General features: G+C 74.5%; 20 protein-coding genes. 6 read left to right on the forward strand and 14 right to left on the reverse strand.

The genetic code is table 11. The annotated features are described in order from the left end of the window. Positions 1–23: 23 nt before the first annotated feature. The 3 genes from AB0G11_RS29495 to AB0G11_RS29505 all read right to left on the reverse strand — a co-directional run bounded on the left by AB0G11_RS29495 (position 24) and on the right by AB0G11_RS29505 (position 3,483). Positions 24–533 (reverse strand): hypothetical protein, encoded by a 510-nt coding sequence (locus AB0G11_RS29495; RefSeq protein ID WP_357589846.1) that lies wholly within the window; start codon positions 531–533, stop codon positions 24–26. Positions 534–1,148: 615 nt separating this feature from the next. After that, the gene (locus tag AB0G11_RS29500; RefSeq protein ID WP_357589848.1) at positions 1,149–2,291 is read right to left on the reverse strand and encodes an acyltransferase; all 1,143 of its coding nucleotides are present in this window, start codon (positions 2,289–2,291) and stop codon (positions 1,149–1,151) included. Positions 2,292–2,556: 265 nt separating this feature from the next. Beyond that, complete coding sequence (locus AB0G11_RS29505; RefSeq protein ID WP_357589850.1) at positions 2,557–3,483, reverse strand: alpha/beta hydrolase; 927 nt, start codon at positions 3,481–3,483, stop codon at positions 2,557–2,559. Positions 3,484–3,764: 281 nt separating this feature from the next. Between AB0G11_RS29505 and AB0G11_RS29510 the strand changes: the two genes are divergently transcribed. Together AB0G11_RS29510 and manA are read left to right on the forward strand one after the other, a co-directional pair. Then, positions 3,765–4,871, forward strand: coding sequence for a serine hydrolase domain-containing protein (locus AB0G11_RS29510; protein ID WP_357589852.1), 1,107 nt, complete (start codon positions 3,765–3,767; stop codon positions 4,869–4,871). 448 nt (positions 4,872–5,319) lie between these two features. Further along, positions 5,320–6,396 (forward strand): mannose-6-phosphate isomerase, class I, encoded by a 1,077-nt coding sequence (gene manA / locus AB0G11_RS29515; protein WP_357589854.1) that lies wholly within the window; start codon positions 5,320–5,322, stop codon positions 6,394–6,396. 330 nt (positions 6,397–6,726) lie between these two features. Here the strand turns inward: manA and pcaC are convergent, their stop codons facing one another. From pcaC to AB0G11_RS29550, 7 genes are read right to left on the reverse strand one after another with little or no spacing between them, the layout of a single operon-like run. Then, a complete protein-coding gene (gene pcaC, locus AB0G11_RS29520) occupies positions 6,727–7,839 on the reverse strand; it encodes a 4-carboxymuconolactone decarboxylase (protein WP_357589856.1) in 1,113 nt (370 codons plus the stop codon). Between the two features lie 2 nt (positions 7,840–7,841). Beyond that, positions 7,842–9,047, reverse strand: a complete 1,206-nt coding sequence (pcaB, locus tag AB0G11_RS29525; RefSeq protein ID WP_357589858.1) for a 3-carboxy-cis,cis-muconate cycloisomerase — start codon at positions 9,045–9,047, stop codon at positions 7,842–7,844. Further along, positions 9,034–9,570 (reverse strand): protocatechuate 3,4-dioxygenase subunit alpha, encoded by a 537-nt coding sequence (pcaG, locus tag AB0G11_RS29530; protein WP_357589860.1) that lies wholly within the window; start codon positions 9,568–9,570, stop codon positions 9,034–9,036. Before pcaG ends, pcaB begins: the two co-directional genes overlap by 14 nt. Then, positions 9,567–10,310 carry a protocatechuate 3,4-dioxygenase subunit beta gene (gene pcaH, locus AB0G11_RS29535; protein ID WP_357589862.1) on the reverse strand — a complete coding sequence of 248 codons (744 nt, stop codon included), beginning with the start codon at positions 10,308–10,310 and terminating at the stop codon, positions 9,567–9,569. Before pcaH ends, pcaG begins: the two co-directional genes overlap by 4 nt. Positions 10,311–10,315: 5 nt before the next feature. After that, positions 10,316–11,461, reverse strand: a complete 1,146-nt coding sequence (locus AB0G11_RS29540; RefSeq protein ID WP_357589864.1) for a thiolase family protein — start codon at positions 11,459–11,461, stop codon at positions 10,316–10,318. Next, the gene (locus AB0G11_RS29545) at positions 11,458–12,087 is read right to left on the reverse strand and encodes a CoA transferase subunit B (protein WP_357589866.1); all 630 of its coding nucleotides are present in this window, start codon (positions 12,085–12,087) and stop codon (positions 11,458–11,460) included. Before AB0G11_RS29545 ends, AB0G11_RS29540 begins: the two co-directional genes overlap by 4 nt. After that, entirely contained in the window at positions 12,084–12,836 is a 753-nt protein-coding gene (locus AB0G11_RS29550; protein ID WP_357589868.1) for a CoA transferase subunit A, read from the reverse strand. The genes AB0G11_RS29545 and AB0G11_RS29550 overlap by 4 nt, the downstream gene beginning before the upstream one ends. Before the next feature lie 110 nt (positions 12,837–12,946). Between AB0G11_RS29550 and AB0G11_RS29555 the strand changes: the two genes are divergently transcribed. After that, positions 12,947–14,425, forward strand: coding sequence for an IclR family transcriptional regulator C-terminal domain-containing protein (locus AB0G11_RS29555; protein ID WP_357589870.1), 1,479 nt, complete (start codon positions 12,947–12,949; stop codon positions 14,423–14,425). A 101-nt stretch (positions 14,426–14,526) separates the two neighbouring features. Further along, positions 14,527–17,418 carry an endo-1,4-beta-xylanase gene (locus tag AB0G11_RS29560; protein WP_357589872.1) on the forward strand — a complete coding sequence of 964 codons (2,892 nt, stop codon included), beginning with the start codon at positions 14,527–14,529 and terminating at the stop codon, positions 17,416–17,418. A 31-nt stretch (positions 17,419–17,449) separates the two neighbouring features. On the opposite strand, the gene AB0G11_RS29565 is transcribed toward AB0G11_RS29560, so the two are convergent. From AB0G11_RS29565 to AB0G11_RS29580, 4 genes are all read right to left on the reverse strand, one after another. After that, positions 17,450–18,475, reverse strand: a complete 1,026-nt coding sequence (locus AB0G11_RS29565) for a PP2C family protein-serine/threonine phosphatase (RefSeq protein ID WP_357589874.1) — start codon at positions 18,473–18,475, stop codon at positions 17,450–17,452. 198 nt (positions 18,476–18,673) lie between these two features. Next, positions 18,674–19,006 carry a TraR/DksA C4-type zinc finger protein gene (locus AB0G11_RS29570; RefSeq protein WP_219510503.1) on the reverse strand — a complete coding sequence of 111 codons (333 nt, stop codon included), beginning with the start codon at positions 19,004–19,006 and terminating at the stop codon, positions 18,674–18,676. Continuing rightward, positions 19,003–19,293, reverse strand: a complete 291-nt coding sequence (locus tag AB0G11_RS29575) for a hypothetical protein (protein ID WP_219510504.1) — start codon at positions 19,291–19,293, stop codon at positions 19,003–19,005. Before AB0G11_RS29575 ends, AB0G11_RS29570 begins: the two co-directional genes overlap by 4 nt. An 85-nt stretch (positions 19,294–19,378) precedes the next feature. Then, entirely contained in the window at positions 19,379–19,732 is a 354-nt protein-coding gene (locus AB0G11_RS29580) for a hypothetical protein (RefSeq protein WP_219510505.1), read from the reverse strand. A gap of 118 nt (positions 19,733–19,850) precedes the next feature. Here AB0G11_RS29580 and AB0G11_RS29585 point away from each other — a divergent pair, with 118 nt between their 5' ends. Together AB0G11_RS29585 and secD are read left to right on the forward strand one after the other, a co-directional pair. Beyond that, positions 19,851–20,240, forward strand: coding sequence for a hypothetical protein (locus AB0G11_RS29585; RefSeq protein WP_219510506.1), 390 nt, complete (start codon positions 19,851–19,853; stop codon positions 20,238–20,240). Between the two features lie 42 nt (positions 20,241–20,282). After that, positions 20,283–22,526, forward strand: a complete 2,244-nt coding sequence (gene secD / locus AB0G11_RS29590) for a protein translocase subunit SecD (RefSeq protein ID WP_219510507.1) — start codon at positions 20,283–20,285, stop codon at positions 22,524–22,526. Positions 22,527–22,597 lie beyond the last annotated feature (71 nt).

Genomic DNA, 22,597 nt, shown 5'->3' on the forward strand with positions numbered 1-22,597 from the left:
CGGTGGGAGCCGGGGGCAGGGGATCAGCCGCCGGGGCCGGTCGGGTTCAGCGGCGCCATGTCACCGTGGCTCGGCAGGTCACCCCGCTCCACCGGGGCCGGCGGCGGTGACGGCGTGCCCTCGGTGACGACCGGACGGGCGCCCTCGGCGGCCTCCCGCAGCACCGCGCGGTCGACCCGCTCCAAATCGCCGATCAGCCGCAGGTGATGACGTTCGCCGACGGCCACGTACTCGTGCCTGCCCTCGTGCACCGCGTACCAGCCGCCGCCGTCCCGCTCGCACGTGCCCACGCACCGGTACGGGCCCCGGTCGACGCGCAACTCCACCTGCCCGCCCTCGGCCGAGGTGTAGAACGCGCCGAACCCCTCCTCGTTCACCACGCCGATCGACTGCTCGGCCAGCTCGTACCCGGGCAGCTCCACCAGGTAGATGAGATCCGGCGCCACCCCCTGCCCGAGCACCCGGTCCATCGTGGGGCCGCTCAACGCCGCCCCCTGCCCGCAAGCCGCCGTCACGAGGAGCAGCAACAGCACGGGAACCCATCGGCGCGACACACCCCGCAGTCTCCCCGCCCGACGACCAGACCGCCATCCTCCGTACGACCTTGTAATCAAACGCACAACCCAGGCGAAACCTCACCCCCCGGAAGGCGTCCCACTCCTGGGAGGGGGTCTGAGCGCGGGAAGGGGCCTCCCCGCAACGGGGTGCTACCTCCGGGCGGAACCTCACCCCGGAAGGAGTGTCACCCCCGGAAGAAGTCTGAGCGCAGGAAGGGGCCTCACCCCCCGACGGGGCCTCACCCCCCGACGGGGCCTCACCCCCCGACGGGGCCTCACCCCCCGACGGGGCCTCACCCCCCGACGGGGCCTCACCCTCCGGGCGGGGCCTCACCCTCGGGGGAGGGGCCTCACCCTCCGGGAGGGGGTCTGAGCGCCGGAAGGTGCCTCATGCGACGGGTCTTACCCCGGACGGGGCCTCGCCCCCGGAGGGGCCAGCGCAGGGAGGGGCGTTACCCCCGACGGGTCCGTACCCCGGAGGAGCCAAACCCCCCGACGGGTCCGTACCCCGGAGGAGCCAAACCTCCCGGCGGGCCCGTACCCCGGAGGAGCCAAAGCCCCGGCGGGGCCTCACCACGGGAAGGTGCGGCCTCAGCCTGGGCGGGTGCGGCGTCGGCGGGGCGGGCGGCGGCGCTCGTACGCGTGAAAAGCCAGCACGCACACCGCCAGTGCCGCCGCGAAGGCCGGCAGCCACGCGACCCGCCACGCCACCCACCCGAACCCGTCCGGCACGGTGTGCAGCCCGGTCACCGCCGTCCCGGACGTCAGCGCGACGGCGGTGACCGCGATCATCGCCGTCTGATGCCACAGGAAGATCGTCATCGCGCCCACGTTCACCAGCGCCACCCCCGCCCAGAGGCGCGGTCTTCGCAGCGCCCGCCGTAACGGCCCGGCCAGCAGCATCGCCGCCCCGCACTGCGCCAGCCCGAACGCGACCGCCGCCAGCGAAGGCGGGGCCAGGTTGGACACCGCCGCCCCCGGCACCCCCACCATCGCCGCCGGATACCCACCCCACGCGACCAGCCCCGCGGCCACCACCGCCCCGCCCGCCAACAGCCCCCACCTGGCCGCCCGCCCGCGTGGCCGCCCCTGTGCCCAGGCCGCTCCCAGGCAGTACGGGACCAGCCACCCGCAGATCACGTTCACCCCTTCGACCCACCCGGGCGCGGGATCGTCCAGCCCCTTGCGGACGAGGTCGCCCAGCGCTACGGCGACGAGCGGCCACCACGGGCTGAGCCGGGCGGCCAGCGGCGTCAGCGCCGTCAGCAGCGCGAGCACCAGCAGGAACCACAGCGGCGACCACACCAGCTTGACCAGCGCCCACACCGTGTCCTGGTCGGCCCCGGCGGCGAGCATCGCGACGGCCGCCACCGCCCACACCGCCGCCACCACGACGACCGGCCGCGACAGCCGGGCCAGCCGCGGCCCCAGCCACTGCGGATACGTGCCGCCCGCAGCGCGCGCCCGCACGTAGCCCTGGGTGCTCACGCGGCCCGCCACCAGGAAGAACACCGCCAGCGTCTGCAGCAGCCAGGTCAGCGGAGTGAGCTCCGGCAGCTGCTTGAGCGGGCTCGTCACCCGCAGCGTCCCGCTGTCGGCCACCACGGCGGTCACCAGCCAGTGCCCGAGCACCACCCCCAGGATCGCCAGCGCCCGCAACGCGTCGACCCCCCGGTCACGATCCGCCGGGGTGGCGTCGGCGATCCGCCGCACGAACCCCCGCGCCGGAGGCACACCGCCGCCCCCGCCACGGCTCTCACGGCGGCTGGCCGAGGCGTTCTCGGCGACCCCTGGGACAAGCCCAAACGCCCGCCGCCGAGCCGCGCCCGCGACTGGCCCGCCACGACGACGGCCGCCGGAGATCGGCGTCCCACCCTGCCGCCCGGACCGTCGGCCGGCAACAGGCGCGCTCTCCGATGGGGGCGGAGACTGCGGGGTGGAGACGGAGAGGCCCGCCGGTGCCGGGGACCGGGTGCTCGCAGGCGGCAGGGCCGGGAGGTCAGGCACGGGGAGCCTCGCCGGTGACGATGCGGGCGATGTTCGCCAGCGACACGGACCCCGCCTTGAGGTAGTCGCTGTGACCTCCGTCGCCCGCCGCGAACACACGGGCGCCGAACCCGGGCGTGACCGGGTCGGGGCCGAAGCCGAACGGGACGGGCAGGTGCGGGACGCGGCCGATCCAGTCGCCGCCGCCCCGGCCGGCCCACACGGTGGCCCGGGTGCGCAGATCCCTGACGTCGTCGGCGCTCGCGCCCGGGCTGCCGTAGAGGACGAGGTGGGCGACCTCCAGCCCGGGCACCGCCCGCCCGCACACCACGGCGCCGTACGAGTGGCACAGCAGCGAGATCGTCGTGCCGGGCTTGACCCCCGCCAGCTTCCGTACGAACGTCCGCAACGCCGGTGCGGCTTCGTCGGCCAGGGCGGTGGTCAGCGTGTCGAGGCTGACGGTCCGGGGCGTCGCGTAGCCGAGCCAGGTGACCACGGCCGCGCCGTCGCCGAGCGCCTCCGCCAGCCGCGTCGCGCCGCCGCGCAGCAGCCCGTACTTGTCGAGGCTGGTGTCGGCGCCGGGCACCACCACGGCGATCCGCCGGGCGGCGGCCAGATCGCCGAACACCTCGACGACCCGGCCGCCGTCGCGCCCGTCGAAGGTCAGGAACCGCCGCCCAGGATCCGCCATGACCCGCAGCGCCGCGGCCCGGCGCCGGTCGCCGTGGGCGGCGGCGGTGCGTTCGGCCGCCAGCACCTCCCGCCGCCCGGCGGCGTAGCGGGCCGCCAGACCCGCCGCGGTCGCGGTGAGCGGCGGCAGCGCGGCCGGGACGGGCGCGGGCACCGCGGACGGCCGGGCGGCGCCCGGCACCGGCACGGCTATGGCGGCGCCGACCAGCGCGGTGAGCAGAGGGCGGCGGATCCTGTTGACGTCGATCACGCCCACGACGTTGCCGCAGACCGGCCTCCCTCCACATCGGACCGTGGGTCCATTCCGGGGAGCCCCCGGCAGACCCAGGTAGTAAGACCGTGGTCCGATACACCGGCCCCGGCCAGGGGATTCGACCCTGACAGGGTCCCTGCCGGTGGAGGCCGCGCCGCCTCTGGGACTCGGGCCGGGCGACCGCTGAGCGGTCCCCGGGGTGCGGCGCCCGCCCCCGGGCGGGATTGTCGGGGGGCTCCGGTAACGTCCGTGGTCCTGGCAAAGGGAGGAAGCCGATCATGAGTGAGTTGCAGGAGCAGGTCCAGGCGGCCGTCGACGACCTCGTCGAGTCGGGCGCCGAGCAGGGCGTCCAGGTCGCCGTCTACCGCGACGGCGAGCTGGTCGCCGACGCCGTCGCCGGGCTGGCCGACCCGGCCACCGGCAGGGCGGTCACCTCCGCCACGCCGTTCTACAACTTCTCCATCGGCAAGGGCGCCACCGCCGCCGTGGCCCACGTGCTCGCCGAGCGGGGACTGTTCACGTACGACACGCCCGTCGTGGAGCTGTGGCCCGAGTTCGGCGCCCACGGCAAGGAGGGCGTGACCGTGCGCCACGTGCTGACGCACTCGGCGGGGCTGCCCGGCGTGCCGCTCGACAGCACGCCCGAGGACATGTGCGACTGGGACAAGATGGTCGCCGCGCTGGAGGACGCCGAGTTGTGGTGGGAGCCCGGTACCCAGGTCGGCTACCACGCCTACACGTTCGGCTACCTCGTGGGCGAGATCGTCCGCCGGGCCACCGGCAAGCCGATCTCCCAGGTGCTGCTGGAGAAGGTCGCGGGGCCGCTCGGCGTGGGCGACGAGCTCTACTTCGGCATGCCGCCCGCCGAGCAGGGCAGGCTGGCCGTGCTGGAGGACGCGCCCATGGACATGTCGGTCTTCGGTGACATGCCTGACGATCTGCCGATGTTCAAGGCGGGGCCGATGTCGCTGTTCCCGACCGCCGCGCTCGGCAGCCGGGAGGACTACCTCACCGCCGACATCCCGGCCGGAGGCAAGACGACCGCCCGCGCGATCGCCCGCCTCTACGCCGCGCTGCTCGGCGACGTCGACGGCGTCCGGCTGATCAGCCCCGAACGGCTGCGCGAGGTCACCACGGTGACGGCCAGTGGCCCCGACACGGTGTTCGGCAACCCGTCGGCTTGGGGGCTCGGCTACGCCATCGGCCACCCGGCGTCCACCGCCGAGCAGACGCCGACCTGGTTCGGCATGGCCGGAGCGGGCGGCAGCGCCGCCTACGCCGACACCGCCACCGGCACGGTCATCGCCCTGACCAAGAACCGCCTGACCGCCGACTTCGCCGCCTACGAGCGCATCAGCGAGATCGTCACCAAGACGACCTCCTGACCCTGCGACGTGTGCGGCCCGCGCGGTGAGCCACCCCGGCGGTGCGCGTACGTCGCCCGGGTACGCGACTCCCCGGGCTGTGTGGCCCGTGGGCGTGTGACTCCGTGATGGGCGACCCAGCGGAGCGTCCGCGCGTCGCCCGGGGGTACGCGACCCCTGGGCGGCCTGACTTGGGGCCGCGCGTGACCACGTGGTGCGTGACCTCGTGGTGCGTGACCTCGTGGTGCGTGACCGACGGCGTGCGGGGCGAAACCCGCGCGGGGCGGAACGTGTACGGGCGGAACCTGCGCCGGGTGGAACGCGTGCGGGAGGAGAACCTGCACGTGGGCGCCCCCGCGGTGGGCGGGGTGGGGTGGGGCGCGGTACGGTCCCTGTTGACCTCGCGCGCATCCGGGCGAGACGGGTGCGCGCGCGTGAAGCACGAGCCGGCACCGCCCGAGGAGTTCGCGTGTATTTGCTGACCAACCCCGTCAAGGACTATCCCTGGGGGTCCCGTACGGACCTGGCCGGGCTCACCGGCAGGCCCGTGCCCTCTCCCGGTCCCGAGGCGGAGATGTGGCTCGGCGCCCATCCATCGGGCTCGTCGGTGCTGGCCGAGGAGGGGCGCAGCCTGGCCGACGCGGTCGCCGCCGACCCCGCCGGGATGCTCGGAGAGGCGGCGCTCGGCCGGTTCGGGGAGCGGCTGCCGTACCTGATGAAGCTCATCGCCGTCGAGGCGCCGCTGTCGCTGCAGGTGCACCCGTCGGCGGAGCAGGCGGCCGACGGGCACGGCCGCGGCGTCTACGGCGACCCGTGGCCCAAGCCGGAGCTGATCCGGGCGCTGACGCCGTTCACCGCGCTGGCCGGGTTCCGCGACAGTGAGCAGTCGGCCATGCTCATCGACCGGCTGGGCGTGCGCGGGCTGAAGGACGTGGTGGCGCTGCTGTCGGCGGGGTCGCCGCTGGAGGCGCTGGCCGCGCTGCTGGCCGCGGGTGACGTGGCCGAGCAGGCCGGGTGGTCCGCCTCGGCGGTGCACCAGCCGGACTACGCGCTGGTGGCGCGGCTCGCGCGGCAGTACCCGGGCGACCCGGCCTGCCTGGCGCCGCTGCTGCTCCAGCGGCACGAGCTGGAGCCCGGGCAGGCGCTCTTCCTGGAGGCGGGCGTGCTGCACTGCTACCTCAGGGGCTTCGGGGTGGAGATCATGGGCAGCTCCGACAACGTCATGCGCGCCGGGCTGACGTCCAAGCCGCTCAACGTGCCGGAGCTGCTGCACATCACCGATCCGGCGCGGGTGCCGCACCCTCTGGAGGCGGGCGCGGACGGCGTCTACGCCACGTCGGCGGAGGAGTTCCGGCTGCGGCAGCTCACCGGCGGCGAGTGGCGGCTCGCGGGCGGTTCGCCGCGCATCGTGCTGTGCACGGACGGGTCCGTGACGGTCGGCGGGCGGCGGCTGGTCGCGGGCGAGTCGGTGTTCCTCCCGGCCGCCGACGGCGACGTGGTGGCGCACGCCAACGGCCTCGCCTTCTGCGCCGAGCCCGCCCTCTGACCGCTCCAGCAGCTCCGGCAGCTCCAGCCGGACAGCGCCGCGGGGCGAGACGAGAACGAGCTCGTCCCGCCCCGCGCGTCCACGAGCGGAGGCGAGCGGGCGCGGTCAGCAAGGGCGGTCGATGACGAACGCCGGCGGGTTCGACCCGGGCGGCTCGGGTGAGCTTCGCACGCAGCGGGAGCCCGTCGGCGACGCCTGGATCGTCTGGGAGGCGGAGGAGTCCTCCGTGAGCCTGGACTGATCCGCCTGCTGGTCACCGGCGAGCGCTTCGACCGGAACCCCGTCTACGGCGGCCCGCGTGACGACGTCACCCCCCAAGGGGGTGGGCGGTCAGGTGGGTTCGGTGAGGACGCGCTGGGCGACGGCGAAGGCGGCGTTGGCCGCCGGGACGCCGCAGTAGATCGCTGTCTGCAGCAGCACCTCGCCGATCTCGTCCGGCGTCAGCCCGTTGCGCAGCGCCGCCCGCACGTGCATGGCCAGCTCCTCCAGGTGGCCGTGGGCGACGAGCGCGGTGAGGGTGATGCAGCTGCGGGTGCGGCGGTCGAGGCCGGGGCGCGTCCAGATCTCGCCCCACGCGTAGCGGGTGATCAGGTCCTGGAAGTCCCGGGTGAAGCCGGTGGTGCGGGCGATCGCCCGGTCGACGTGCGCGTCGCCGAGCACTTCGCGCCGCACCCGCATACCGGGCCCGGTGGACCCAGTGGACCCGGCGGGCACGGCAGGCAGGTGGGTGAGCAGTGCGGCGGTGACGGCCTCGGGCCGGTCGGCGGTGGCCAGGTGGGCCGCGCCGGGAACCTCCACGAGCGTCGCGTCCGCGATGCCGTCGGCGAGCAGCCGGGCGTGCTCCGGCGGCGTCGCCGGGTCCTGCCGCCCGGCCAGCACCAGCGTGGGGACGGCGATCCGCCCGAGCTCGCCGCGTACGTCGTAGCCGGCCAGCGCGTCGCAGCAGGCGGCGTACGCCTCCGGGTCGGCCCCGGCCAGGTCGTCCAGCAGCCCCTGGTCGGGCGGCCCGGCGAACCAGCGCCGGGCGGTGGCCTCCAGCAGCGGCCCGGTGCCCTGCTCCCGCACCAGGGCCGCCCGGTCGCGCCACCCCTGCGGCTCGCCGAAGCGGGCCGACGAGCACACCAGGGCCAGCGACCGCACCCTGCCGGGATGACCGATCGCCAGGGTGGCGCCGATCGCCCCGCCGATGGACACGCCCGCGTAGTGGAAGCTCTCCCACCCCTGGCCGGCGGCCGTGCGGACGACGAGCGCGGCCAGGTCGTCCATCGTGCGGGCGTCCTGGCGGGGCGAGCCGCCGTGGCCGGGCAGCTCGTACCTGAGCACGCGGAACGTGCGCGCCAGCGCGGCCACCTGCGGCTGCCACACCTTCGCCGAGGTGCCCAGCGAGGGGCCGAGCACCAGCGGCTCGCCGCCCTCGGGGCCGTCGAGCGTGTACTGCAGCAAGATCACTCCTCTTCCAGCGCCCTGTCGACCAGCGCGCCCGCCGACCCGGGCGCGCGGTCCAGGGGGTGTACGTCGGGCACGCGCAGGTTGGCGCGCATGCGCTCGGGGTGCACGCGCAGGTCGGCGACCAGCTCGGCGGCGTCGCGGGAGGCTCCGGCCACCAGGCGGATCGTCTCGCGCAGCGGCTGCCATTCGGCGTGCCAGGCCCCGGCGGGGCGTTCGTCCTCGGCGGCGAGGGAGCCGTACAGGATCGACGCCAGCGCGGGCGCCTGACGCGCGGCGGCGGCGATCATGGTGGCGCGTACCGGGTTGTGCTTGTGCGGCATGGACGACGAGCCGCCGCCGACGCCTTCCGACAGCTCGCCGATCTCGGTGCGTGACAGCACCAGCACGTCCGCCGCGACCTTGCCGAGCGCGCCCGCCGTGAACGCCAGTGCCCCGGCCAGGTCGGCGACCGGCGTCCGCAGCACGTGCCAGGGGAGCGGCGGCTCGGCCAGCCCCACCTCCCGGGCGAACCGGGCCACCAGCAGCAACCCGACGTCCGGCCGGCCGGCGTCCTGCGGGTGGAAGGCGGCCAGGGTGCCGGCGGCGCCGCCGAGCTGGGCCGGGAGGGCCTCGCGGGCGGCGCGCAGGCGGTGGCGGGCGTCGGCGGCGAGCTTGCGCCAGCCGGCCGCCTTGAGTCCGAACGTGGTGGGCACCGCCTGCTGGGTGAGGGTGCGCGCGGCCATGACCGTGTCGCGGTGGGCCGCCGCGAGCGCGCCCAGCCCGGCGATCACCCGGCCGAGGTCGGCCAGGACGGGGCCGAGCGCGCGGGAGGCCGTCAGCATGAGGGCGGTGTCGAGGATGTCCTGGCTGGTGGCGCCCCGGTGGACGTGTTCGCCGTACGGGTGGGCGGCCCGGCGCAGGTCCTCGACGAGCGGGATGACGGGGTTGCCGCCGGAGCGGGCGCGTACGACGAGCGAGGGCAGGTCGAAGGCGGCGGCGCGGGCGGCGGCGGTGACGGCGTCGGCGGCCGGGGCCGGGACCAGCCCGAGCGCGGCCTGCGCCCGGGTGAGCGCGGCCTCGGCGTCGAGCATGGCTCCCAGCAGCGCCGCGTCACCGGTCGCCGCCACCGCCGCCCGCATCGGCGCCAGCAGCCCGAGATCCGCGCCCGGATCGTCCCCATACCCCGGGGAGCCGTCAGCCGAAGTCCCGTCAGCCGAAGTCAAGGAAGACCGTCTCCTTCTCGCCCTGCAGGTGGATGTCGAACCGGTGGACGCCCTCCCGCTCCCGGACCGCCATCAGCGTGTGGCGCCGCTGCGGGGGCACCGTGTCCAGGAACGGGTCCTGCCCGAAATAGATCCTGGTGAACAGGTGGTGCAGCAGCCCGCGGGCGAACACGCACACGCTGATGTACCCGTTGCCGGGCATGACGGTGCGCAGCGTCCAGCGGCCGTCGGCGTCGGTGGCGACGCGGCCGAAGCCGGTGAAGTCGACGCCGTGCCTGCCGATGACGCTCCCGTCGACGGGGTCGCGCCGCAGCGTGCCGGGCGCGCCGCGCAGCTCGCCGGAGGCGTCGGCCTGCCAGAACTCCAGCAGCGCGTCGGGCACCGGGTCCCCGGCGCCGTCGTGGACGTACCCGTGGACGGTGATCCCGGCCGGGTCGGAGGGCGCGGCGAGGTCGCCGCCGCCGGGGAAGGGCAGCGCGTAGCCGTAGAACGGGCCGACGGTCTGCGAGGGGGTGGGGTTCATCGGCCTTCCTCCATCCAGGTCGCGGCGGGCCCGTCGAGCACGATGTCCCACCGGTAGCCGAGCGACCACTCCGGCTGGGACAGCTCGTGCGCGTAGGCGGCGACGAGCCGCTGCCGGGCGCGCTCGTCGGTCACCGAGTTGAGGATCGGGTCGTACGGGAAGAGCGGGTCGCCGGGGAAGTACATCTGCGTGACGAGCCGCTGCGTGAACGCCGCGCCGAACAGCGAGAAGTGGATGTGTGCCGGACGCCAGGCGTTGACGTGGTTGCGCCACGGGTACGCGCCGGGCTTGATCGTGGTGAAGGCGTAGCGGCCCTCGTCGTCGGTGAGGCAGCGGCCGACGCCGGTGAAGTTCGGGTCGAGCGGCGCGGGGTGGTCGTCGCGCTGGTGCCGGTAGCGGCCGGAGGCGTTGGCCTGCCACACCTCGACGAGCTGGCCGCGCACGGGCCTGCCGTCGCGGTCGAGCACCCGGCCCTGGACGGTGATGCGCTCGCCGAGCGGCTCGCCGGGGTGCTGCCTGGTGAGGTCGGCGTCGAGGGCGGTGACGTCGGTGGCGCCGAACACCGGGCCGCTCAGCTCGGCCGCGTCGGGGTCCTTGACGGAGATCAGCGGCTGCTTGGGGTGGCGCAGCACGCTGCTGCGGTAGGGGGCGAAGTCGCGGTCGGGGTGGCCGCTGGGGGGCCCGGCGGGGGCCTCGCGCAGCTCGCGGTCGATGTCGGCCTGCGTGAGGGGCTGGGTCATGTCGCTCACCTTTCGAGGACGACGGCCAGGCCCTGGCCGACGCCGATGCAGAGGGTGGCCAGGCCGGTGCCCGATCCGGCGGCGGCCAGCCGGTGGGCGACGGCGCCGGTGACGCGGGCGCCGGAGGCGCCGAGGGGGTGGCCGAGGGCGATCGCGCCGCCGGAGGGGTTGACGATCGCCGGGTCGAGGTCCGGCATGAGCGCGAGGCAGCCGAGCGCCTGGGCGGCGAACGCCTCGTTCAGCTCGGCGGTGGCCAGGTCGCCGGCGTCCTTGCCGGCCTTGGCCAGGGCCCGGCGGGTGGCTTCGACGGGGCCGAGGCCGAACAGGCGGGGTTCGAGCGCGCTGGCGGCGGTGGCGGTGATGCGGGCGAGCGGTTCGCGGCCGCGCAGCCCGTCCTCGTCGGTGAGCAGCAGGGCCGCCGCGCCGTCGCTGAGCGGCGAGGAGTTGCCGGCGGTGACGGTGCCGCCCGCGCGGAAGGCGGGCTTGAGCCGGGCCAGGGCCTCGGGCGAGGTGTCGTCGCGGATGCCCTCGTCGCGGTCGAGCCCGGCGATCGGCACGATCTCCCGTTCGAACGACGCCGCGGCGGCCTTGCGGTGGCTGGCCAGCGCGAACGCGTCCTGCTCGGCCCGGCCGATGCCCTGCTGATCGGCGATGAGCTCGGCGCCCTCGCCGAGCGGGACGGTGTGCTCGGCGGGCATCGCGGGGTTGACCAGCCGCCAGCCGAGCGTGGTCGACACGAGCTCCTGCGGCCCGGCGGGGAAGGCCCGCTCGGGCTTGGGCAGCACCCAGGGGGCGCGGGTCATCGACTCGACGCCGCCCGCGATCACGGCGGAGGCGTCGCCGAGGGCGATCATCCGGTACGCCTGGATGACGGCCTCCATGCCGGAGCCGCACAGCCGGTTGACGGTCACGCCGGGCGTGGTCACCGGCAGCCCGGCCAGCAGCGCGGCCATCCGGGCGACGTTGCGGTTCTCCTCGCCGGCGCCGTTGGCGTTGCCGAGCACCACCTCGTCGGCACTCTCCTGCCCGGTCCGCTCGGCCAGTGCCCTGACGGCGTGCGCCGCCAGGTCGTCGGGGCGGACCCCGGACAGCGCGCCGCCGTAGCGCCCGAACGGCGTGCGGACGGCGTCCACCACGTAGACGGTCCTCATACGCTCACCTCCGCGTCCGTACGGTCCAGCAGTTCGGCCACGCTCACGCCCGGCGCGGTCTCCACCAGGGCCAGCCCGTCGCCGGTGACGTCGAGGACGCCCAGGTCGGTGATGATCCGGTGCACGCACCGGCTGCCGGTCAGCGGCAGCGAGCACTCGGTGACGATCTTCGGCGAGCCGTCCTTGGCCGTGTGGTCCATGATGACGACGACCCTGCGGGCGCCGTGCACCAGGTCCATCGCCCCGCCCATGCCCTTGACGAGCCTGCCGGGCACCATCCAGTTGGCCAGGTCGCCGCGGGCCGACACCTGCATGGCGCCGAGGACGGCCACGTCGATGTGGCCGCCGCGGATCATGCCGAACGACAGCGAGGAGTCGAAGAACGACGCGCCGGGCCGCACGGTGACCGTCTCCTTGCCCGCGTTGATCAGGTCGGGGTCGACGGCGTCGGGCGCGGGGTAGGGGCCGACGCCGAGGACGCCGTTCTCCGAGTGCAGGACCACGTCGACGTCCGGCGGCAGGAAGGACGGGATGCGGGTGGGCAGCCCGATGCCGAGGTTGACGTAGTCGCCGTCGCGCAGCTCGGCCGCCGCGCGGGCGACCATCTCGTCCCGGCTCCAGCTCATGAGGTGACCGTCCGCTTCTCGATGCCCTTGTCGGCGGCCTGTTCGGGGGTGAGGGGCACGACCCGCTGGACGAAGACGCCCGGCAGGTGCACCTCGTCGGGGTCGAGCTCGGTGAGCTCCTCGACCTCGGCGATCGTGACGCGGCCGGCCATCGCGGCCAGCGGGTTGAAGTTGCGCGCGGACTTGGCGAACACCAGGTTGCCGTGCCGGTCGCCCCTGGCCGCGCGCACCAGCGCGTAGTCGGTGGTGATCGCGCGTTCGAGCACGTACGGGACGCCGTCGAACTCGCGGACCTCCTTGGGCGGCGAGGCGACGGCCACCGATCCGTCGGGGGCGTGGCGCAGCGGCAGGCCGCCGTCGGCGACGGGGGTGCCGACGCCGGCGGGCGTGTAGAAGGCGGGGATGCCGGCGCCGCCCGCGCGCAGCCGCTCGGCGAGGCTGCCCTGCGGGGTCAGCTCGACCTCCAGCTCGCCGCCCAGGTACTGGCGGGCGAACTCCTTGTTGTCGCCGATGTAGGAGGCGGTGACGCGGGCGATGCGGCGGGCCGCGAGCAGCAGGCCGAGCCCGCCGCCGTCGACGCCGCAGTTGTTGGACACGACGCTGACGCCGCTCACGCCGCGGTCGTAGAGGGCCTGGATCAGCACGCTGGGGATGCCGCTGAGGCCGAAGCCGCCGACGGCGAACGACGCGCCGTCGCGCACGTCGGCTAGCGCCTCCTCGGCCGTGGCGATCACCTTGTCTCTCCGCACGGGACTCCGTTCGGGTGTTCGCTAGATGAACTTAAGTTCACTATCGTGGACGAGTATGCGCATCCGGGGGCGTTCCTGTCAAAGTGCCTCCAGCGATCGAGGAGTGGTGGATGGAACCGGCTGGAACCCTGGAACGCGGGCTCGCCGTGCTGCGCGTGCTGGCCGCCGAGCCGAGGCGGACGCGCGCCACCGACCTGGTGCGCGTCACCGGCCTGGCCCGCTCCACGGTCGACCGCGTGCTGTCCACGCTGGCCCGCCTCGGCTACGTGCGGATGGAGGAGCGCGACGTGCTGCTCGCGCCGCCGCTGATGGAGCTGGGGGAGGCGTACCTGACGGCGAGCGGCCTGCCCGCCGCGCTCGGCCCGCATGCCGAGCGGCTGGCCGGCGAGCTGGAGGAGTCGGTGTCGCTGTCGGTGCGCGACGGCGACGGGGTGCGCTTCGTCGGGCAGCACACCCGGCGGCGCACGATGTCGGTCGCCTTCCGGGTGGGCGACCTGCTGCCCGCCGGGCGCTGCGCCGCCGGGCTGGTCTTCCTCGACCCCCGGGCGCCGTACACGGTGGACGACCAGCTCATCGAGCCGGGGCTGATCGCGGTCGCGATGCCCGTGCGCGGCCCCGGTGGCGAGGTGGCGTGCGCGCTCAGCGTCGTCAGCCACACCAGCAGGCACACCGCCGCCGGGCTGGCCGGGCACGCGCTGCCGAGCATGCGGGCGACGGTGGCGCGGATGGAGGCGGCGCTGGCCGAGCGGACCGGGCCGCCGCCGCCCGCCGGTCCGCCCCCGGGCGCCGCCGATCCGACGCGGGCGGTCAAGGACGAGCTGGGCGCCGGCTACCTGCAGTCGCTGGCGCGCGGGCTGGCCGTGCTGGCAGCGTTCGGGACGGGGCCCGGCGGGCTGAGCCTGGCCGCCGTCGCCAAGATCACCGGCCTGCCGCGCGCCACCGCCCGCCGCGCGCTGCTCACGCTCGAACGGCTCGGCTACGTGGCCGAGCGCGAGGGCCGCTTCACGCCGCTGCCGAAGGTGCTGGAGCTGGGCTACGCGCACCTGTCCGGCCGCACGCTGGGCGAGATCGTCCAGCCGCACCTGGCCGACCTGGTCGCGCGCGTGCGCCAGTCGGCGTCCGTCGCGGTGCTGTCGGGCGACGACGTCCTGTACGTGGCGCGCGTGCCCACGGTGAGCATCATGAGCGTCGACATCACCGTCGGCACCCGCTTCCCCGCCTACGCGACCTCGATGGGCCGGGTGCTGCTGGCCGGGCTGCCGGAGGAGCGCCTGGCCGCGATCGCGCCGCCCCGGCGGCTGACCCGGCACACCGTCGCCTCGCCCGGGGAGCTGGCCGAGGCGGTGCGCCGGGCGGCCAAGGACGGCTACGCCCTCGTCGACCAGGAGCTGGAGGAGGGCGTGCGGTCGATCGCGGTGCCGGTGCGCGGGCGGGACGGCAGGGTCGTCGCGGCCGTCAACGTCGCCACCCACGCCAGCCGCGCCACCCCCGCCGACCTGGTCCGTGACCTGCTGCCCGCGCTCACCGAGGCGGCCGCCAGGATGGAGGCCGACCTGGCCCACGTGCGGGCGCCCTCGTCCTGGCGCTGAACGGGCGGGGTTGTACCGCCGCACCGGTCCCTCTATAGTCTGGCTGACACTATCGGCCAATTGCCGAAACTTTCGTCGGGGGACGGGATCGAGGAGCCCCCATGCGCCGCGTGATCGCCGCCCTCCTGTGCCTGCTGATCGGCCTGCTGCCCCTGCCCGCCCTGGCCGCGGAGACCGCGTACGGCTTCGAGGACGGCACCGCCCAGGGCTGGCAGCCGCGCGGCGACGGCGTCACCGTCACCGCGACCGGCGCCGCCGCGCACACCGGAACCGCCGCCCTGCACGTCGCCGGCCGCACCCAGAACTGGCACGGCGCGTCGCTGCCCGACCCGTTCGAGCCGGGCGTCCTCCACACGGTCACCGCCTACGCCCGGCTGGTGAGCGGCGGCCCCGCCGCCGTGTCGCTGACCGTCCAGCGCACGCCTTCGGGCGGCGAGACCACGTACGAGACCGTGGCGTCGGCCACCGTCACCGGCGACGGCTGGACGCTCCTGTCCGGCGCCTACACCCTCCCCCCGTCCTCCACCGGCGTGCAGCTGTACGCCGAGAGCGCCGACGCGGGCGCCGCCTTCTACCTCGACGACATCACGCTCACCGCGCTGACCGACCCGGCCCGCACGCCGATCAGCACCGGCTTCGAGGACGGCACCACCCAGGGCTGGGCCTCCCGGGGCGGCGCCACCCTGGCGGCCACCGCCGAGGCCGCCCACGCCGGGACCCGTGGCCTGGCCGTCACCGGCAGGTCCGCCTCCTGGGACGGCCCCGCCATCGACGTGTTCGGCAGGATGGCCAAGGGCGACAAGTACGCCCTGTCGGTCTGGGTGCGCGGCACCGGCAAGCTCGGCCTGTCGATCGAGCGGCGCTCCGGCGACGCCGTCAGCTACGAGCGGATCGTCGCGCCCGCCGACGCGGGGGAGTGGACCCGCCTCCAGGGCACCTACACGCTCGCCCACGACGCCGACTTCCTCAGCGTGTACGTCGAGTCCGCCGACGGCGCCGACCCCTTCCACCTGGACGACTTCACGCTGGCCTACGTCGAGCCCAAGCCGATCGAGACCGGCATCCCCGCCCTGAAGGACGCCGTGCCCTTCACCCTGGGCACCGCCTTCGGTCCGGCCGAGACCTACGGCGAGCATGCCAAGCTCCTCACCAGGCACTTCAGCGGCCTCACCCCGGGCAACGACCTCAAATGGGACGCGCTGCAGCCCGCCGAAGGACAGTTCGCCTTCGCCCAGGCCGACGCCCTCGTCGGCTTCGCCGCCGCGCGCGGCATGACCGTCCGGGGCCACACGCTGGCCTGGCACAGCCAGACGCCCGCCTGGGTGTTCGAGGGCGCCGACAAGGCGACGCTGCTGGCCCGGCTGGAGACCCACGTGCGCACCGTGGTCGGCCGCTACAAGGGCAGGATCGCCGCCTGGGACGTCGTCAACGAGGTCGTCGACGAGAACCGGCCCGACGGGCTGCGCCGCTCGCCCTGGTTCGAGATCGCCGGGCTGGACTTCATCAGGACCGCCTTCCGCGTCGCCCGCGAGACCGACCCGGACGCCAAGCTGTTCATCAACGACTACAACACCGAGTTCCCGCGCAAGCGCGAAGCCCTCTACGACCTGGTCAAGCGGCTGCGCGCCGAAGGGGTGCCGATCGACGGCGTCGGCCACCAGCTCCACCTCAACATCGAGCAGCCGCCCGCCTCCCACGTCGAGGACACGATCGAGCGCTTCGCCGGCCTGGGGGTCGACCAGCACGTCACCGAGCTCGACGTGAGCGTCTACACCGACTTCGTCTCCTCCTACGACCCGATCCCGCCCGGGCTGCTGGTCGCGCAGGGCCACCGCTACAAGGAGCTGTTCGACGTGTTCCGGCGCCAGGCCGGCCGGCTCGGCTCGGTGACGGTCTGGGGCAAGTCCGACGACGTGAGCTGGCTGCGCTCGTTCCCCATCACCCGGCCGAACGCGCCGCTGCCCTTCGACGACGACCTGCAGGCCAAGCCCGCCTACTGGGGCATCGCCGACCCGTCGAAGCTGCCCCCGCTGGTCCGGAGCCTGGAGGCGCCCGCCGCCGAGCCTCGGGTGGACGGGATGCGGGAGCTCGCCTGGGACCTGCTGCCCGACACGCCCGTCGCCCGCGTCGGCGACGTCTCGGCCGGCTGGCAGGCCCGCTCGTCGGAGCGCGGCCTGTACGTGCTCGCCGAGGTGGAGGACGCCTCCCGCGACCGTTCCGACCGGGTGACGTTCACGCTGGGCGGCACCCCGTACACCGTCTGGCGGGACGGGCGGCACGGCGGCGGCTTCCGCGCGGCGGCCCGGCCCACCCGCGACGGCTACCGTGTCGAGGCGCTGCTGCCCTCACGCGCCGCCGACATCGAGGTCGAGGCCGGCGAGGCCGTGTGGACGGGCAGGCTGACGTTCACCCCGCCGGTCGGGCACACCACGGCGGCGCGCGGCGAGCCCGTGGTCGACGGCGTCGTGGACGCCGCCTGGGCGCGGGCGCCGCGCGTGCGCACCGCCACCCGGGTCGAGGGCGCGTCCGGCGCGCAGGCGCGGGTGCGCTCGCTGTGGCACGGCGACACGCTGTACGTGCTCGCCGAGGTGAGCGACGCCGAGCTGAGCGAGCAGCCGCCCGACCCGTGGGCGCAGGACTCCGTCGAGATCTTCGTCGACCCGGGCAACAACAAGACCAAGGGCTACGACGATGACGACGGCCAGTATCGGATCAGCTTCACCGGCAGGCAGACGGTCGGCGGCACGTTCGACGCCTTCGCCGTCAAGGACAACCTGACCGGCGCGGCCCGGGCCGTGCCCGGCGGCTACGTCGTCGAGGCGGCGATCAGGCTGCCCACGGTGACGTTGCGCAAGGGCACGCTGCTCGGCTTCGACGTCCAGGTCAACGACGCCACGGGCGCCGTCAGGACCGGTGCCGCCACCTGGAACGACGCCACCGGGCGCGGCTACGTGGACACCAGCCACTGGGGGGTGCTGCGCCTGACCCGGTAACGAATCTACTTTGTAAAGGCACCGGGCCGGTTCAGCCGGGGTGACGCCGGATCAGCAGCATCGCGGCGTCGTCGAGCAGCGGCCCGCCGGTGTGCTCGATCAGGTCGCCGCGCAGCGCGTCGAGCGCGGCCTGCGGGTCGGGCGCGGTCAGCAGCCCGGCGGCCCGCTCGGTCAGCGGGTAGAACGCGCCGCCGTGGTCGCGCGCTTCCACGACCCCGTCGGTGAACAGCAGGATCTGGTCGCCCTCGCCGAACGGCACCCGGTACGGCTTGGGCCGGTCGGCCGCCAGCGAGCCGAGGCCCAGCGGCAGCCCGTCCTGCGGCGGCTCGGCCACGGTGATGCGGCCGCCGCCCAGCAGCAGCGGCGCCGGGTGGCCGCAGTTGAGCAGCGAGATCTCCGCCTCGTGCACCTCGGCGAGGATCGCGGTGACGAACATCTCGCCGCTCAGGTGGCGGGCCAGGCTCGCCTCCAGCCGTTCGCCGACGCCGGCCAGCTCGGCCTCGTCGTAGGCGGCCTCGCGGAAGGCGCCCAGCACCCAGGCGGCCGTCTCCACCGCGCTGAGCCCTTTGCCCTGCACGTCGCCGATGAGCAGCCGTACGCCGTGCGGGGTCGTCACCACCTCGTACAGGTCGCCGCCGATGCGCGCCTCGGCCGCGGCCGAGGTGTAGGACAGCGCCACCCGCAGGTCGGCGGCGCGGCGCGGCACCGGCCGCAGCAGCACCCGCTGCGCGGCCTCGGCCACCATGCGCACGTTGGCCAGCTCCCGCTCGCGGCGCAGCCGCAGGTGGCTGGCGAGCATGCTGGCCGCGGTGACGCCGACGATGGTGGCGACGGTGATCGGGTTCTGCCGTTTGAACAGCAGGTCGTTGTAGAGCGACAGCAGCACGCAGATGACGAGAGCGACGGCGCCCACCATCGCGGTGCGGCGCACGCTGCCCGACACCGAGGCGAACGTCGGTCCCAGGGTGAGCAGCGGCAGGAAGCCCAGCGACGGGCCGGCCAGCACGTCGATCACGGCGACGGCCAGCATCACCGCGAACGGCAGCCGGCGCAGCACGCGCTGCGAGGTCTCATTCCGAGCAGGCTGCACAACCCTCCCACCCGCCGCGTTGGGTTATCGGCCATAGAAACATCAATAGTTAACAAGATTCAAGCATTTCCGGGCGTGCCGCGTGCCCGGAAATGCCGCGCCGCGCCGCGTACAGGGAGAATCCCGTACGCGACGCGGGGGCCGGCGGGGGTCGGCCGGCGCGTGTCAGCGCGTTTCGCGGGTCTGGCGGCACGGCACGCAGTGCCGGGTGAGCGGCCGGATCTTCAGCCGCTCGAACGGGATCGACGTGCCGCACCCGTCGCACCGGCCGTAGGAGCGGTCGGCGAGGCGGTCCAGCGTGGCGTGGATGCCGGCGATGGTCCGCTCGGTGGCGGCCAGGTCGGCGAGCACGCTCTGGCGGGAGCCGTCGTCGGTGCCGGTGCTCTCCACCAGCTCCCGCAGTTCGTCGAGGCGGGAGGTGCGCCACATCAGCTGCGCGCGCAGGTCCTGGGCGATGGCCTGGACCTGGACGTCACTGAGCGTGCTGTTGTCTGTCATGGGTGTCCCTTGAGTGTGTGGAGGTCGCCGCCGCAGGTCGCGCAGTACGGCTCCTGAGGCGACCGCAGCAGAGCCTCGAACGGGATGAAGGCGCTGCACCGCCGGCAGGTGCCGTACAGGCCGCGATCCATCCGCTCGATCGCGGCCTCGAGGGCGGCGACCGTCCGGGCGCGCGGCCCTTCGACGGCGCGGGCGGTGGCGAGCCGTTGCTCCAGCAGTTCGCGGAGTTCTTCGAGGCGAGCCAGGTGCTGGGTGTAGTCCTGCATGAGTGTCTGCAATGAAGCCATGAGGCGTCGCTCCTAGCCAGAGATATGCCGACGGCTCCCCTGCGCCGCCCGGCTCACGGACCTGGCGAGGGGAGGGAGAGGACCTCTAGGCGGGCGGCGGGCTGCGCGACCCGGCGGCGCGATGGCCGGGCTGCTGGGGACCTCGGATGGCGGCCGACCCCGACTGCGGCCACACCAGGGCCGGCGTCTCGGGCGTCTCGGCGCGGTGACGGTCGGGCCACGGGCGCGGCAGGTGCTCGGCCCTGACGGGCGGCTGCGGCGGCGTGGCCAGCTCCGACACCTCCGCGCCCGCGGGCATGACGCCGGTGACGACGTCGTGCTGCGAGGGCGTGGCGCCGGCCCACGTGGGGGTGGCGGCGACGACCAGGATGGCGAGCAGCACGACGTGCACCGCCGCTTTGAACGCGGCGGAGACACGGGTGGTGCTCCAGGTCGCCATGAGGCCGACCATAGCCCACTTTCCTGGGAAGGGCACCGGCCCGGGCCCGCGCCTTCCCTCTCCTGGTGCCGGTTCAGGCTACGGTGTGAGGGCCACCATCACAGGAGAGGAGAGTGCCGTGCGGTCCAGACTGCCCGCTGCGCTGCTCCTGCTGCTGTCGTGGTTCCTGCCGGCGACCGGCCACGCCCAGCTCACGATCGCCGCCGCGGCCGATCCGGCCGCTGTCTCCGCCGGTCAGGCGGCCGCCGCGGGCGACCCGGGGCAGGCTGAGGGGCAGCACGAGGGCCAGCACGGCGCCCGCCGTTCGCCCTACCAGCCGCCCACCGCCTACTCCTGGACGGCCTCCTACGACGCGACGGGCGGTCAGGGGCCGGTCGTCCTGCCCGCCGACGCGCAGGCGCCGGGGCGGCCGCGGGCGGACGTGGTGCGCCGGGCCGGCGCCGCCGAGCCCGTGGTGCTGCTGACGGCCGCCACACCGGCGCGGGCCCCTCCCTCCACAGGGCTGTAGAAGGCTCTTTTCCCGAAATTTTTCAGCCTGTGGAGGCTTCCCATGTCACGTGCGCCCTTGTGGCGTGCGCTGGCGGCACTGGCCGTCATCGCGACCTCGATGGTCCTGGCCATCACCTCAGCGCCGCGCCTGGGGCTCGACCTGCGCGGCGGCACCCAGCTCGTGTTCGAGACGAAGGACACGGCCACCGTCAAGGCCGACTCCGACGCCACCGACCGCGCGCTGGACGTGCTGCGGCGCCGCGCCGACGCGCTCGGCGTCGTCGATCCCACGCTGGTCCGCTCCGGCGAGAAGCGGATCATCGTCGAGCTGCCCGGCCTGCTCGACCCGCAGCAGGCGGCCGACGTCATCGGCCGCACCGCCCAGCTCGCCTTCCACTCGGTGGAGGGCGTCGCCGAGCAGGGCGACAAGAACGCGCTGCCCGACGAGGGCGGCCAGCTGCTCAAGCTCGGCCCGGTCGCCATCAGCGGCGACGGCGTCACCGACGCGGCCGCGCGCAGCGATCCCCAGCTCGGCCCCGGCTGGTTCGTCACCGTCGACTTCCGTGACGCCGGCGCCTGGCAGAAACTGACCGGGCAGGCGGCCTGCAGCCCGGCGGGCGACCCGAAGCGCCGGGTCGCGATCGTGCTCGACAAGGAGATCATCTCCTCGCCGCAGCTCGACCCGTCGGTGCCGTGCAACATCGGCATCCCCGGCGGATCCACCCAGATCACCGGCTCGTTCACGCACGAGGAGGCCCGTGAGCTGTCGGTGCTGATCAAGGGCGGCGCGCTGCCCGTGCCGCTGGAGCTCGTCGAGCAGCGCACGGTCGGCCCGACGCTCGGCGCCGACGCGATCGAGGCCAGCGCCAAGGCCGCGATCGCGGGTCTCATCATGACGACGCTGTTCATCGTCATCGTCTACCGGCTCGTCGGCCTGCTCGCCGCCATCGCGCTCGCCTGTTACGGGCTGATCTCGTACGCGGCGCTGGTGGCGATGGGCGCCACGTTCACGCTGCCCGGCCTGGCCGGTTTCGTGCTGGCGATCGGCATGGCGGTGGACGCCAACGTGCTCGTGTTCGAGCGCGCCAGGGAGGAGTACGGGCAGGCGCCGCAGCGGGGCCTGAAGTCGGCGCTGGCGCTGGGCTTCAAGAACGCCTGGAGCGCGATCGCCGACTCCAACATCACCACGCTGATCGCCGCCGGGCTGCTGTTCTGGCTGGCGTCGGGCCCGGTCAAGGGGTTCGGCGTGACGCTCGGCATCGGTGTGCTGGCCTCGCTGGTGTCGGCCATGCTCATCACCCGGGTGCTCACCCAGCTCGTCATCGGCCGGGTCAAGCCGCGCGTGTCGGGCCTGGGCTCCATCGGCCGGGTCCGCACCTGGCTCACCGAGCGCAACCCGCAGGTCATGGCCGGCAGGAAGCTGTGGCTGGCGATCGCCGGCGGCCTCGCCGTGGTGGCGCTGGCCGGGCTGTTCGCCCGCGGGCTGAACTTCGGCGTGGAGTTCACCGGCGGCCGGGTCGTGGAGTTCGCCACGACCAAGCCGATCGGCGCCGACGCCGCCCGCGAGGCCGTCGCCAAGGCCGGGTTCCCGCAGGCGGTGGTGCAGTCGTCCGGTGACGGCGTCCTCGTCCGCGCCGGGCAGATGGGCATCGCCGACGTGGCCAAGATCGAGGCCGCGCTGGAGGGCCAGGCGGGCGAGGTGTCCAAGCGGCGCGACGAGTTCATCGGGCCGAGCCTCGGGGAGGAGCTGCGCCGCAACGCGCTCATCGCGCTGGCCGTGGCCGTGGCCGCGCAGCTCGCGTACCTGGCGTTCCGCTTCCGCTGGACGTTCGGCACCGCCGCGGTGCTGGCGCTGCTGGTGGACGTGTCGCTGGTGATCGGCCTGTTCGCGTGGATGGGCAAGCCGATCGACGGCGTGTTCCTGGCCGCGATGCTCACCGTCGTCGGCTACTCGGTCAACGACAAGGTGGTGGTCTTCGACCGGGTCAGGGAGCTGTGGGCGGTCAACCGGAAGGCGCCGCTGGCCGACGCGGTCAACGGCGCGATCCTGCAGACGATGCCGCGTACGGTCAACACCGGTATCGGCGCGCTGTTCATTCTGGTGGCGCTGGCCGTGTTCGGCGGCGACTCGCTGCGCGACTTCGCGATCGCGCTGGTGACGGGCGTCATCGTGGGCACGCTGTCGTCGTCGTTCGTGGCCGGCCCGCTGTCGATCATGCTGGCCCGGTTCGACCGCAAGCCGCCGCCCGAGCCGGCCAAGCCGCGCAAGGCCCGCACGCGCGAGGGAACCGGCGCCGTCCTGTAACGCCGGGGCTGTCAATAAATGTTTTGTACGGCGTTGAGCTGCTGAAATGGCTTGGCCGTCAATAATGACAT

It is taken from the genome of Nonomuraea sp. NPDC023979 (assembly GCF_040639085.1).
Lineage (GTDB): Bacteria > Actinomycetota > Actinomycetes > Streptosporangiales > Streptosporangiaceae > Nonomuraea > Nonomuraea ceibae.

Excerpts from the sequence above, each read along its gene's own strand:
- AB0G11_RS29570 (WP_219510503.1), bottom strand. The coding sequence starts at position 19,006 with ATGACAGACAACAGCACGCTCAGTGACGTCCAGGTCCAGGCCATCGCC.
- AB0G11_RS29575 (WP_219510504.1), bottom strand. The coding sequence starts at position 19,293 with ATGGCTTCATTGCAGACACTCATGCAGGACTACACCCAGCACCTGGCT.
- AB0G11_RS29510 (WP_357589852.1), top strand. The coding sequence starts at position 3,765 with ATGAGTGAGTTGCAGGAGCAGGTCCAGGCGGCCGTCGACGACCTCGTC.
- AB0G11_RS29545 (WP_357589866.1), bottom strand. The coding sequence starts at position 12,087 with ATGAGCTGGAGCCGGGACGAGATGGTCGCCCGCGCGGCGGCCGAGCTG.
- AB0G11_RS29540 (WP_357589864.1), bottom strand. The coding sequence starts at position 11,461 with ATGAGGACCGTCTACGTGGTGGACGCCGTCCGCACGCCGTTCGGGCGC.
- pcaG (WP_357589860.1), bottom strand. The coding sequence starts at position 9,570 with ATGAACCCCACCCCCTCGCAGACCGTCGGCCCGTTCTACGGCTACGCG.
- secD (WP_219510507.1), top strand. The coding sequence starts at position 20,283 with ATGTCACGTGCGCCCTTGTGGCGTGCGCTGGCGGCACTGGCCGTCATC.
- pcaH (WP_357589862.1), bottom strand. The coding sequence starts at position 10,310 with ATGACCCAGCCCCTCACGCAGGCCGACATCGACCGCGAGCTGCGCGAG.
- AB0G11_RS29560 (WP_357589872.1), top strand. The coding sequence starts at position 14,527 with ATGCGCCGCGTGATCGCCGCCCTCCTGTGCCTGCTGATCGGCCTGCTG.
- AB0G11_RS29580 (WP_219510505.1), bottom strand. The coding sequence starts at position 19,732 with ATGGCGACCTGGAGCACCACCCGTGTCTCCGCCGCGTTCAAAGCGGCG.
- AB0G11_RS29555 (WP_357589870.1), top strand. The coding sequence starts at position 12,947 with ATGGAACCGGCTGGAACCCTGGAACGCGGGCTCGCCGTGCTGCGCGTG.